A 12,945-nucleotide genomic window follows, 5' to 3' on the forward strand; every position below is an offset into this window, starting at 1 on the left:
TCAAGGCTTTGCCTCTCCTCGCAATGACGGTTTCAGTATGTATCCACGCAACAAAACAAAATTAACCAAATGACTGAACAGCTGCAACCACTCCGAGGAATGAAAGATCTCTTGCCGGATGATTATAAAGTTCACGACTATATAATTAACAAAGCAAGAGATGTGGGAGTATTGTACGGCTATAAACAAATGAGTACTCCTATTGTGGAGTATACTAAAGTCTTTAACCGTTCGATGGGTGAAAGCTCTGACGTAATCAGCAAAGAAATCTATAGTTTTTTAGATAAAAGTAATGATTGCGTAGCATTACGACCTGAATTTACAGCATGTATTATAAGAAGCATCATCTCAAACAGATTACAACATAAATTACCATTAAAGTTTTTCTCTACCGGTCCTGTTTTTCGTTATGATAGACCGCAAGCAGGGCGTCAAAGACAATTTCACCAACTAAATTATGAGTATATCGGTGCTAAAGGAGCAATTACTGATGCTGATACTTTGAAGTTAGCCGTTGATATATTAAAAGCACTCGAAATAGAGCAGGATACTACCTTAGAGCTTAACTCTCTTGGATGTAATGAATCAAGAAGAGTTTATCAGCAAAAATTAGTAGAATATCTAAATGATTTTAAAGAGCAATTATCAGAAGAAAGCAAAATAAGGTTATCCAAAAATCCAATGCGGATACTTGATTCTAAAAGTGAGACTGATCAGAAAATAATAGCAAACGCACCGGTTTTATCTGAATATTACACTGATGAATCCAAAGAATATTTTGAGGAGTTAATACAGTATCTAGATATTTTAGGTGTGAAATATAGCATAAATCCACGCTTGGTTAGAGGGCTTGATTATTATTGCCATACTGCTTTTGAATTCACTACAAAAAAGTTAGGGAGCCAATCTACTATTCTAGCTGGTGGACGTTATGACGGGCTTGCTAAAATCATGGGTAATAACGATGATGTGCCGGCTATCGGTTTTGCTGCCGGTATTGAGCGAATTGCTTTAATGCGGGAATATGATGTATCTGAAGTTAAGCCGGTATTTGTATTACCTATAGGCAAAAATAATATTTGCTATGCTTTAGAAATTGTAGATAAATTGCGAACAGAAAATATTGCTATTATCATAGAATCCCTAGGTAAAATAGCTAAAAGAATGCAACGCATTTTTAATGAAAATGCTCAATTTATTATTTTTATAGGTGACGAAGAGCAGGCGAATAATAACTTAAAAATTAAAGACTTAAAAAAAGAAGAAGAATATATAGTAGATTTTGCAAAAGCTCTTGAGCTATTGAAGAAATAAGATTTTTTCTTGTTATACTGTGAACCTTCTATGGTATCCATCACAACTAACTTTAAGTAATAAGCATTTATGAATCTTGCCACAAGCTCGGCATTGCCCGCATGGCTCTTATGTTATGCCTGCATAGGTCTTGTGGTGTGGATACTGAAGGTCGTCATTGCAAGGAAAAACTGTAAGTTTTGACGCAGCAATCCAGTAAAAAATTCTGATTTACAGAATTTTTTTTATTATTGTTTTGGACTGCCACGCAGTCTACGACTGCTCGCAATGACAGGGCGGTATCTATGCAACAACGCCTTCGCTGGAATGTCATAAAACGAGCAGTGCAACAAGAGCTGCAGTTGTTCACAATGGCGATTAGGTGTTTATACAATCACACCATTTAACCACGACATCTAAAAATATGATTATTATAAACGATTTAGCCATGAGTTATGGTACAAGAATACTATTTACCGATGTAAATTTGCATATTAAAAACAATAAACGATATGGTTTAGTAGGTGCCAACGGAGCAGGTCAAACAACTTTTTTCAAAGTCTTAACTAAGGAAGAAGAGCCAGCTTTCGGTGAGATTAACATACCAAAAAACTTCAAAATAGGTTGTTTAAAACAAGCTCAGTTTCTTTATGAAAATACTAAAATGATAGATACGGTAATAGCAGGGAAGAAGGAGTGATGGAAAGTTTTACAAGAAAAAGAAGAGATATTAAATCGGTAGGAATGTAGCGATGAAGATGGGTATAAGTTTGGTGAACTTGAACAGGTAATATACGATAATGACGGTTATACTGCTGAAATTTTTGCAGCTAGCTTGCTTGTAGGTCTTGGAATAGCCGAAAAATACCATTATGAACCGCTTTCTGGGTTGTCAGAAGGTTATAAGCTTTCGTGTATTACTCGTACAAAGTCTATTTAATAATCCCGATATTTTACTACTCGACGAACCGACAAACCATCTTGATATAGAGTCAAGAGAAGCTCTGAAAAAATCTCTAATTGATTTTGATGGTACGGTAATATTAGTAACGTACGATCGGAATTATTACTCTTGCCTATAGGAAAAAGATTGTTGATTTTAAAGGTAAATATGATGATTATATTGAGAAATACGGCAACGATTATTTAAGTTCTACTACAAAATTATCCTAAGTTTTAGGCATTGCTCATTAAATATAGATATCGTCATTGCGAGGAGGCGTTGTTGTGTGGATACCACCACGTCATTGCAAGCAGCCATAGGCTGCGTAGCAATCTCGTCAAATATCCTGAGATTGCTTCGTCAATTGCTATGCAGTTTCCTCGCAATGACAATAAAAATCGCGTCATGCAACAAAGCAGAATCTTAAAGTTAATCACTCCACATTATAAAACTCCAAATGATGACCGCTAATAAACTTTTTTATTTCAGCATGGTTACCATACTCATCAACATTTAATAATAACCCTTGTTCATTAAAATATAATATATTCGTAAATAATCAGTCATCACAGTCCCACTTAGCTTTAAAAGCATTTTCTTTAATAAGTTTAACTCCGGTTACTCCGTGTTTGTGATATATTATTCCTTTTTTTAAAGCAGAAACAAAAGAGGTAACTTTACTTTTATCAAAGGTGTTATAGATTTTTTTAGACATTGTACCGTAATAATCAAATCCTCTATATTTGCCAAGAAATTTATCCGTACCTTTTGTTACTGCCTGATTATCAATTTTAATTTGACCTTCTTTAGGAATATTCCAAGAATTATTATTGAAGTTGGTAATCTTTGTAATGGCTAGATAAAATTCATGTTTCTTTTTTAGTTGATAATATTGATGGATTTTTTTTGTATAATATTGAAGGGTTAATTGTTCTAAGTTTTCTATTGGCTTATTATCGGGGGAATAGCTTGCAATAATCCCTGCTTGTTTTTTTGACTTCATTTACTTGCATATTCTTGTACTTTTTTAGGTTATTATTTAATAAGGCGGTAACTACTCCAATTTCTAAAGTGTTTTCATGGCAAGAATCATTTTGCAGAGCATTTTCAACATTTTGGAAAATCTTTTCAGATTTTTCAGAAGTTAATTGAGTCTCGTTATCTGCTATTAAACCGGTATTAACGGCGTTAAGAACCTCTGTTTTTTCATTGGATGTTAGAGTATTATTTTGAGGTAACGTATAATTTGGGTCCACGTAACTCCGAAGTTTTATAATAGCCTTTTCATACAAATTTATTTGATGCTCAGGTATCTGATTTAAAAGATCAGAAGCCGTTTTAAATTGCGTACTACATATGGCAAGTGAGAATGTTAGAAGTATGTTGTTTGGGGTATCACTAATTGCTTTTAGTTTTGCGGTTAATATTGATTGCTGGTTTTTGTTAATTTTTTTATTGGAAATGCTGTTATAAAAAGCCATGTATTCACAGCCATCATATATTGATGAATAGAAAGGAACTAAGGTATTTGTTTTATTACATCTAACGTCTTATAAGAAATTTCATATGGATTAGTTAACATTTCTAGAATGTATTGTATATATTCTACCGGCACATATTGTATTAAGTCATTAGCTTTATCACATTTGCCTTGTATTCTATAATTAGACCATAAATAATAGGCTGCTGTTGGATGTGTAGGTAGAAGCACAAAAGCATGTTCATAACATTTAGTGGACATATAATAGCTCCCGGTTTCTTCATAAACACGCCCTGTTCTATAATACCACTGGGCTAAAACCTGATTTTCAGTGTGAGTATTTAACGAAAAAATAGATTCTTCAAGTAAAGCTTTTACCCCTTCAAAATTTTTATTTTCCATTAATAAATCAGAGAATTGACCTGACAAATCTAAGCTGGATTTTATATACGGTACTAGTGCTTGGGTAATTTTAAGCTTAGATTCCGGTTCAATAAGCTTGAGTACGGGGAGTAGATATTCTGCACATTTGCTATATTGTGCAATTTCTTTTGCAAAGTAATTAAAATATAGATTTATTGCTGCAATGATACATTTAAATATCTCTTTAGCAGCTTCATTGTGTCTATTTAATATACTACATTGAAAGGCAAGACTCATTATTTGAATTTTGGTTAGCGTATCAGGTGGTATAGAAATGATTTTATCCGGCATCCAATTTTATGAGTTCACCATCTAATTGATATTCAAAAAAGCCTGGTCTCTGTATTATTTCATAATTTTTCAACAATTCATGATTTGTGTAACTTGCATATGGATAATTAGGCATTAATTTATGTATTAGTGAATGCTTAATTTCTGTAACTTTCTTGCTACTTACTGTAGATTTTTCACTATTTAAATGTCCAAATATATAATGCATTACTTCTATAGCGGCACCAACAGTTGGTATAGATGAAAAGTTTTGATCCATTTCTACTACATCAAGACCGGAAAAGTTTAAAATTTCTTATGTTACTTTCTGATAATATATTGAGGGTGTTATAAACCGTGATAATATCAAGCTTAAAAGTAATTGAAGGCTCTGCATTGTTTATGAATATAATTTAGTATTAGTTGGGCTTAAGAACTGCTACAATGTGATAGGAAAGGTTTAAAATTTTACATAGAATTATTATTAAAAATTACAGTGTATGAACTTTTTATTACTGGATTCCTGCTTCTAGCTAGGAATGACATCGAGAGGCTCCATTAACTCACAAAGCAATTCTTTCTAAGTAATGTCTATTCAAACCCAAATCCAGTAAAATATTTATGAAAATATCCGGTATCATGACCTATCATTTTAACTTTATCATAATAATAAGGTGATTCAGATTCACTATATATAGTTGTGCCGTCATCCATATAGTAAATAGAATAAGATGTAAGGCCATAAGGTCTAAAAAACGTGTCTTTACTTATAACTTTAGGAGCTTTACCGGATTTTTGTATATTTTCTGATTTCAGCATATTAATTTTATTAATAAATGATTGTTTTATTAATATATAATTTTATATATTATTACAAGAATAATTATAATAGCTATCTACAGAACCTAGAAATTCAGATTTATCAATTGCAGTATTATATTCATAAGGATATTCTAAATATTTTTGCAATTTTAAAGTATTTTTTTGAAACAATGGGTAATTATTTGATTGGTCGTGCTTTGATAAATTGCAATATTTTCTCAAGAATTGCTTATCTTGAACATTATTAAAAGCTTTGATTTTTGAATATCTGTCTTGTTCTTGTAAAAAATAATCTTCATAGTCCTTATAATGCTTTGGAAGATTTAATATAAATCTATCATATTGTTCTAACTGACAATTAGTTAACCAAGTAAATATAGAATATCAATTTGCTCTATAGTCCGAAGAAAAAATAACAGCAACTTCTGATCGCTTTATCTCTTCTCTTTGCTCTCTCAATAACGTTATTAGATAATAAAATAACTCTTTATTAAAATGTTTTTTATTTTCTTGAGTTTGAATGATTATATCAAACAGCTCAGTTTCTAATTCATCTGAGGTAAATAATTGTTTGTATTTTGTATTTATTAAGCCATGGACCAAAAGCTATAGCTTCAAGTTGTTTTAAATATTGAATTAATTTTATGTGCAACTTTAGATTAAATGTAAGAGCGGCATTTTATATGAAAAATTGACATGAGTCAAGAGATATTAAATTAATGGTTTAAAAATGTGTGTCACCTCGTGATTTATTCACAGAATCCAGTTAAAAATACTAATAATATTAGTATTTTTGGTTGTTTTCTGGATACTGTGGTCAAGCCACGGTATGACACTGAAGTGTTTTTCAAAAGCCATACTAAATTGATTACTAAAATTTTTCACATAACCTAATGACAAAAATAAAATATGAATATATTATTTAATTTTAGAATAATTTAAATAATATATATTCAATGAGTGCAGATACTAATATTAGCGGCGGTTTAGAAGTCATTACGCAAGATCATTTATCGATTTTTTCTTTAATAAGCTCCTCCGACATTATCGGTAAGTCAGTTATGCTGATGTTGCTTATTGCCTCTATTTGGTCATGGGCTATTATTTTGGATAAAATATTTAAGCTAGTGCAAGTGCAGAAAAGCATGCGGGCATTTGAAAATGTGTTTTGGTCCGGTGGAGTATTAGAGCAATTATATGAAAGCATAAAGAGGTCGGTTAATAATCCGCTAGCTTTAATTTTTGTCTCAGCTATGGATGAGTGTAAAAGCTTAAGCACTAAAGGGCTTTCTGAAAGCTTAAAAAACAACCATAAAGAGCGTATAACGGGTGTAATGTACTTAGCTCAAAATAGGGAAGTCGAAAAGCTCGAGAAAAATTTAAGCTTCTTGGCAACTGTTGGATCAAGTGCTCCTTTCGTAGGTTTATTCGGTACCGTTTGGGGGATTATGCATAGCTTCCAATCGATTGCTACTTCAAAAAATACTTCTCTTGCTGTAGTAGCTCCCGGAATTGCTGAGGCGTTACTTGCAACTGCGATAGGCTTATTTGCAGCTATTCCGGCAGTAATTTTTTATAATTATCTGATTTCCCGTATTACTCTTATCAATAATAAGATTGAAGATTTTATTAGTGAGTTAAACTCTATACTTTCTAAGGCAATTGATCAGGAGAAAATGTAATGGCTATAAAGCTTGCCGGAAGTAATAGAAAAAGTAAAAGAGCGGTAGTTAGCGAAATTAACGTTACGCCGCTTGTGGACGTGATGCTTGTGCTATTAATTATTTTTATGATTACTTCTCCAATGCTTGTGTCAGGAGTAAACGTGGATTTGCCTGAGACAAATTCAAGCCCGATTTCAGGTCAGGATGAGCCTTTGGTTGTTACTATCAATAATAAAGGCAAAATTTTCTTACTTGAAAGTCCAATAGAAAGAATGCATTTAACCGACAAGCTTGCAAATATCACTAAAGAAAAAAAGGATGCTAGAATTTTTGTAAGAGGTGATAGAAATGTTTCTTATGGGCAGGTAGTAGAGATAGTTACCGAAATTCATGCTGCCGGCTTTTCGCGTGTAGCTCTTATTTCAAATATTAAAAATAATGAAAAGTAATCAAAATAAGGATAATTTTACGGTTTTCCTTAGCTGCTCTATTGTTCTACACTTACTTCTTTTATATTTTTTTCTATTCGGTATGCCGTCACTTTTTAAAAAATTACCGAAAGAGCAAACTATAACTTTTGAAATGTTACCTGTTAGCGATAAATCAAATATTATCACTCAGACAAAGCAAAAAGAAGCCCCTATAGAAAACGAAGACGCTAAAAAATCTGAGCAAAGTAAGCCAAAAGAAGAACCGCAAGATTTGTCTAAAGAAGAAAAAGCAAAAGAGCCTGAGGCTAAAACAATGGAAGCAAAGCCTAAAATAGAAGAGAAAAAACCTATAGAAGAACCAAAGTCTGAAAAAGCAAAAGAAGCGTTACCTGAGAAGAAAGAAGAAGTAAAGGAAGAAACACCTAAAGCAGAAGAAAAAAAACAAGCAGAAGAAAAGAAGAAGCCTGAAGAAAAGAAAGAGGAAACGAAACCGGCTGAGAAACCTAAAGATGTGAAGAAAAAAAAGCCTAAAACCGATGAGCTTGATTCTTTGCTGAAGAATTTAGAGCAATCTTCAGAAGGGGATAATGTAAAATCCAATAAGCATCAAAGGTCAAAAAAAGCTGATAATGCACAAGAAGCTAAGGGGGTTTATACGGATGGGCTGCCTCTTTCCGATAGTGACACATCTTTGATAAAAAGACAGATTGAAAGACATTGGAGTAATGTACCGGCAGGAGTTAGAGGTAATAATAAGGTAAAAGTCATTATTAGTATTACGCTAGATAAAGCAGGTAATGTTGAGCAGGCAAAGGTTAACAAAAAAATCTGTCCTAATATTCCGGCTAGTGTTTGTGAAGCTTTGGCAGATAATGCAATTAGAGCAGTATGGCAAGCAAGCCCTATCGAAAACCTTGACTCTGCACGCTTTAACCATTGGAAAGAGATTAATTTTAGTTTTGATCCAAGTAAATTGTAGGTTGGGCATTGCCTGCGTGGATACCACCCCGTCATTACGAGCAGTCGTAGACTGCATGGCAATCTCATGAAATAATAACAAACTCCTGAGATTGCTTCATCAATTATTTCATAATTTCCTCGCAATGACTATTTTCAAGCCACGTAGGCAAGCCTTTCGCAGGAATGACATTAAGAACATGCAATAATTAAAAAATATTATTCATCATGTTCGTGGTGATCACCGATTAATTCAAGCCCCATATCTTGTGGCTCATTATTGAAACAACAGTAGCAGCAATAACCAAACAAGAATAATAAGGTTGCTTCCATTAAAAATAGGGTCACAGCAGCATTACTAGAGCTTGCTAACTCATATTCTGAAGGTAATAAATCTGTAGGGATGTCTTTATTCATAAAACTTAGTTATTATGTTTACTATTTGTAAATTAAGTAAATAATAATACATGGAATAAATTTAGACCGAAATGAACTATCACAGAGCATAATATTTTGCCTGTTTTTATAATATGCATAACCATAGAAAAAACCGCATATAGTGCTTAAAGCTATATATTCTGCCTTGAAAATATGTAATCCCAAATATTAAAGATGCTATAATAACAGCTAAAATCTGCTGTTTTGGTCAAAGATTTTGTAATGTTCTTTTAAAAAACCCTAGAAAGAATACTTCCTAAGCCATACAGACGAAAAAGAAATATTGTTGTAATGAGAAAAATGTAGGTGATAGTTAAGAATGACATATAAACCTTTGTAAAAAACTATTTTTAATATATAGTTATTTTTTAGCATTAAAAATAGAAAATTTATTAAATATAGAGATTTTTAATAAATAATAATTGGATTTTAAAAAGAAAATATAAAAGATAATCATCAAAAAAAACAATAAAATAATATATATATATAATGGGACGATTGTATGAAAGATATAGAATATTGGGAAAAAAATTTTGAAAGCTGTAAATATTCAGATCAATTAATTGAAAGGCTTTTATTTTTAAATACCCAAGTCAAACAACCTATCGATATTAGAGAAGTTCAAAAAGGTATTTATTATGCTCGTAAATATCATGGTGAGCAAATGCGTCAATCAGGTGACCCTTATTATTCTCATCCAATCGCAGTAACGATTATGGTAGCGGAATTTGTAGCAAAAGAAGTGCCTAAACTCTTTACTTTTAGAATGCTACAAGCTGCATTACTTCATGACACTATTGAAGATACTGAACTTACTGAAGAAATAATTAGCAATATTTTTGATGAAGAAGTAGCAAGGCATGTAGCAGGTCTCACTAGAATTAAACCTTGGGGCAAAATAAGTAGCGAGAAAAGTCTTATTTTATTAATTAAACAACAAAGATACGATACTGCTCTTATAAAACTTTTTGATAGAATACATAATTTACAAACTTTGGAAGCAAAATCTCCTGAAAAAGCTCATAAAATAATTAAAGAGACATTAAAAAGTTTTTTAGTGTTAAGTGAAATACTTGAAATACCTTCAGTTTCAGAGCTTATATATGCTGAATGTTATAAAAATAATTTAAAATTTAATATAAATTCTACTTTTAATAAAATTATAAATTTCGATTCGTTTCCATTTTCTCAAAATAAGTTACTCCCATAAAAAAAGTGATACCTACCGGAATGAAAATTAAAAATAATCCCCAATATCCTAGAGAATTGGTAATATAAACTAAACCAAATGACGTTATAATATAAGTAAATAATTTTGCTATTGCACTTAGCATACTAGTATATGTAAATCTCTTAAAAACCGGAAAATATTTATAAAATATAGGCGCTGCTGGTACGTGATCAAATACGAATAATGCAGCTAAACATTGAAAAATAAAAATATATAAAGGAGTAGGGTTATAATTTAACATTATAGGAAAAAAAATGAGAGAGGTAAAAAATAGATATAATTTTACCTTTAGGATTTTTAAAGGATGGATTTTATAGCTAATAAATGCAAGACCGATAATACCGAGTAAATCTATTATAGATACCCAAAAATTTTGATTTATAATTTGATTTGGAGTAAATCCACATTCTCTTTTTAATATATCACCGCAATATATATATACGAAATAAAAACACGGTGGCCTAGCACACTGGATAAAGAAATACCAAATAGAAGTGGTGTTTGGAACTTTTTGATCTAGAATATCTTTGTCAATTTCTTCAAGCATAATATTATTTTCTTGAAGTCTTAGTTTTAATTTGTTTCTTTTATTTGAAAATGCCTCTGCTTCTTTTAAACTAGTCCTTGCAATAGTACCTACAAAAGCGATAGTTGCACCAACGAAAAAGGCTATACGCCAACTTGACTCATGGTGATAAATATTTTGATTAGTAAAAATTGATGCAATACCTAGTGCTACCGTAGTGCCTACGGCAGAAAATACGGTTATAATTGTTACTAATGGATATTGTATAGGAGGAGATGAATTTTCGGTTAAGTACAGCTCTGCACCTCGTGCTTCTGCAGTTGCTGACATACCTTGAATTATACGACATATAGTAAGAACCCAAGAGGCTGTGATACCTATCTGTGCATATGTTGGCATGCTGCCTATAATCACGCAAGTAATAGCCATTAATAGGGTAGTTAAAACAACTACAATCTTACGTCCAAAATGATCGCCTATATACCCAAATATTAATGCTCCTATAGGTCTGAGCAAATAGGTAGAACAGAAAGAAAAGGCAGTAAGCAACGAAAAAGTGAAAGGATCATATTCCGGAAAAAATAAATTATTTAAAAGCACCGCCATATGCACATAAAGCATAAGGTCAAAATACTCTAGAAATGTACCTATAGAAAGTAATCCGACTGCTTGTTTTTGTTCTGTATTTAAACTTCGTTGTTCTTTTTCGTAGCCTAACATAACCTTTGCATATTAATTAGATTACAAAATAAGCTATACTGCTTTTGATTCGAAGTCAATAAAGGATTAAGAATTTTTAATAAATATTGTAAATATTTAGGTTTCGTAAAGTTATCTAACTTAAAATTTTCAAATTATCTATTTTTCTCTGAAAGCTTTAAATGCAGTATCAGTAACGGGATCAAGTAAATATCTAAGTAGTGTTCTAGTACCTGTTACGATTTGTACCTCAGCTTGCATACCGGGGTGTAATTCAAGATTTTTAACTTTAGCAACTTTGTTAAATTCATCCATATCGATTTCAACTCTTGCAACATAATAATTATCTTGCTGTTGTCCCGGATGCTGTCTTTCATCTTGTACGATATCGGGAGATATGCTTACTACTTTACCGGTAAATGTTGGAGTTGTTCTTGATTTAAATGCACTGAAACGTATTTTTGCAACTAATCCCTCATGTACTGAGTCAATGTTTTTTTGAGATACCTTTGCTTCTATTATTAATGGGTCATTAGTTGGCGAAATTTCCATAATAGGTTGTCCGTGACTTATAACACCGCCTATTGTATGATATTTTAAATTATTAACGATACCGTCAACAGGTGATCTGATTATCACACGATTAAGCGAATCCGTCAGGGCATTATATTTTTCTTTAAGAGATGCGGTTTGTACTTGAGCTTCACGAAGCTCTGTTAAAGTCCGTTCAGTGTATTTATTTTGTTGATTTATAATTTTAATTTGAGTTTCGGTAATAGCATGGCGTATTCCTGCTATTTCGGCTTCAGTTGTTGCAACATCGCTTTTTGAAGCGGCAACTTTTGCCTCTTGGTCTAATAAGGCTGCTTTTTGTACAAAGCCTTTTTCTTTTAAGGTTCTTAAAGCTTTTAAACGGTCTTGATAAACTTCAGCAGTTTTGGAGGCGGCAACTTTTTTTGCTTCTAAACCTTCAATTTTTTTCTCAAGTTGAGCAATATTTTGATGTAATGCATCTTTTTCTGAGTTATATACTTCTTTTCTAGATCTAAATAAGTTTTCCTGCGTATGAATTATTTTAGCTACTTCCGGTAAATTGATATCCTGCATTAGAAAATCAGAGAATTCGATTTGTTCTAAATTATCACGTTCGGCCATTAAACGATTTTCAGTTGCTAAAAAATTACGGTATTGACCAAGAATATTTTCATGTTCGCTTTTTATTCTAGTTTCTTCAAGCTCTATTAATTTATCGCCTTCTTTGACTTTATCACCTTGCTTCACATAAATAGCATTGATTATTCCGCCTTCATGATGTTGAATCGTTTTTTTATTTGTGCTTGGCATTACGATACCGACAGCTACAGCACCACTATCAAGCGGAGCAAGAGCCGACCATAATCCACCTATTAATACTAAAAAGATCATAACATAAATACCAAAAAGTATAGGTGATCTTGCAGCTTGGGCTACGTTATTACGATCTTTATCGGTTTTCTTGGTAATAAAATTAACAAACCTATCAAGTTTTACTAATAAGAATTCTATAGCATGAGAGGTTTTCTTTAATGTAGTATTTATTAAAGCTTTACGTTTAGAACTTTGACCTTTAAGATTTAACGCATCTTCTCTTAAGGACAATAATTGTCTTAATTGTTCCGGAGTAATTTGAGGTTTATTGTGTTTTAAGTCCTGCATAATATTTAATCATTATTATATTTAGTCAGTATTGTTTGTATTTTGCGTCATTGCGAGGACATGATGTAGTAAT

The 12,945-nt window shown here is 31.9% G+C and carries 14 protein-coding genes; 6 read left to right on the forward strand and 8 right to left on the reverse strand.

Annotated elements, in window-relative coordinates; all coding sequences use genetic code 11:
• The first annotated feature begins 69 nt into the window (after positions 1 to 69).
• Positions 70 to 1,314: a histidine--tRNA ligase gene (gene hisS / locus BTU51_RS02365; RefSeq protein WP_012262309.1), complete on the forward strand. Its 1,245-nt coding sequence runs from the start codon at positions 70 to 72 to the stop codon at positions 1,312 to 1,314.
• A gap of 403 nt (positions 1,315 to 1,717) precedes the next feature.
• Positions 1,718 to 1,993: an ATP-binding cassette domain-containing protein gene (locus tag BTU51_RS02370; protein ID WP_012150621.1), complete on the forward strand. Its 276-nt coding sequence runs from the start codon at positions 1,718 to 1,720 to the stop codon at positions 1,991 to 1,993.
• An 802-nt stretch (positions 1,994 to 2,795) separates the two neighbouring features.
• Here BTU51_RS02370 and BTU51_RS02380 read toward each other — a convergent pair.
• The 5 genes from BTU51_RS02380 to BTU51_RS02395 form a co-directional block, all read right to left on the reverse strand.
• Complete coding sequence (locus tag BTU51_RS02380) at positions 2,796 to 3,239, reverse strand: hypothetical protein (RefSeq protein ID WP_014362461.1); 444 nt, start codon at positions 3,237 to 3,239, stop codon at positions 2,796 to 2,798.
• On the reverse strand, positions 3,190 to 3,717 hold the full coding sequence (locus BTU51_RS02385; RefSeq protein ID WP_014362462.1) for a hypothetical protein: 528 nt from the start codon (positions 3,715 to 3,717) through the stop codon (positions 3,190 to 3,192). Before BTU51_RS02385 ends, BTU51_RS02380 begins: the two co-directional genes overlap by 50 nt.
• Before the next feature lie 38 nt (positions 3,718 to 3,755).
• Entirely contained in the window at positions 3,756 to 4,430 is a 675-nt protein-coding gene (locus BTU51_RS09070; protein ID WP_230453516.1) for a tetratricopeptide repeat protein, read from the reverse strand.
• Positions 4,420 to 4,689, reverse strand: a complete 270-nt coding sequence (locus tag BTU51_RS07765; RefSeq protein ID WP_012150624.1) for a hypothetical protein — start codon at positions 4,687 to 4,689, stop codon at positions 4,420 to 4,422. Before BTU51_RS07765 ends, BTU51_RS09070 begins: the two co-directional genes overlap by 11 nt.
• Positions 4,690 to 5,000: 311 nt before the next feature.
• Entirely contained in the window at positions 5,001 to 5,228 is a 228-nt protein-coding gene (locus BTU51_RS02395; protein ID WP_012150625.1) for a hypothetical protein, read from the reverse strand.
• A 959-nt stretch (positions 5,229 to 6,187) separates the two neighbouring features.
• Here BTU51_RS02395 and tolQ point away from each other — a divergent pair.
• The 3 genes from tolQ to BTU51_RS02420 are packed head-to-tail and all read left to right on the forward strand — an operon-like array spanning position 6,188 to position 8,305.
• Positions 6,188 to 6,913, forward strand: a complete 726-nt coding sequence (gene tolQ, locus BTU51_RS02410; protein ID WP_012150628.1) for a protein TolQ — start codon at positions 6,188 to 6,190, stop codon at positions 6,911 to 6,913.
• On the forward strand, positions 6,913 to 7,344 hold the full coding sequence (gene tolR, locus BTU51_RS02415; RefSeq protein ID WP_012150629.1) for a protein TolR: 432 nt from the start codon (positions 6,913 to 6,915) through the stop codon (positions 7,342 to 7,344). Before tolQ ends, tolR begins: the two co-directional genes overlap by 1 nt.
• Positions 7,334 to 8,305: an energy transducer TonB gene (locus BTU51_RS02420; protein WP_012150630.1), complete on the forward strand. Its 972-nt coding sequence runs from the start codon at positions 7,334 to 7,336 to the stop codon at positions 8,303 to 8,305. The genes tolR and BTU51_RS02420 overlap by 11 nt, the downstream gene beginning before the upstream one ends.
• 197 nt (positions 8,306 to 8,502) lie before the next feature.
• On the opposite strand, the gene BTU51_RS02425 is transcribed toward BTU51_RS02420, so the two are convergent.
• On the reverse strand, positions 8,503 to 8,700 hold the full coding sequence (locus tag BTU51_RS02425; protein ID WP_012150631.1) for a hypothetical protein: 198 nt from the start codon (positions 8,698 to 8,700) through the stop codon (positions 8,503 to 8,505).
• A gap of 523 nt (positions 8,701 to 9,223) precedes the next feature.
• On the opposite strand from BTU51_RS02425, the gene BTU51_RS02435 reads away from it, so the two are divergent.
• Positions 9,224 to 9,931, forward strand: coding sequence for an HD domain-containing protein (locus tag BTU51_RS02435; RefSeq protein ID WP_012150632.1), 708 nt, complete (start codon positions 9,224 to 9,226; stop codon positions 9,929 to 9,931).
• On the opposite strand, the gene BTU51_RS02440 is transcribed toward BTU51_RS02435, so the two are convergent.
• On the reverse strand, positions 9,882 to 11,198 hold the full coding sequence (locus BTU51_RS02440; protein ID WP_012262315.1) for an MFS transporter: 1,317 nt from the start codon (positions 11,196 to 11,198) through the stop codon (positions 9,882 to 9,884). The genes BTU51_RS02435 and BTU51_RS02440 overlap by 50 nt on opposite strands.
• Positions 11,199 to 11,336: 138 nt before the next feature.
• Positions 11,337 to 12,872, reverse strand: a complete 1,536-nt coding sequence (locus BTU51_RS02445) for an HlyD family type I secretion periplasmic adaptor subunit (RefSeq protein WP_012150634.1) — start codon at positions 12,870 to 12,872, stop codon at positions 11,337 to 11,339.
• Between the last annotated feature and the right edge of the window lie 73 nt (positions 12,873 to 12,945).

The organism is Rickettsia rickettsii, from assembly GCF_001951015.1.
GTDB lineage: Bacteria > Pseudomonadota > Alphaproteobacteria > Rickettsiales > Rickettsiaceae > Rickettsia > Rickettsia rickettsii.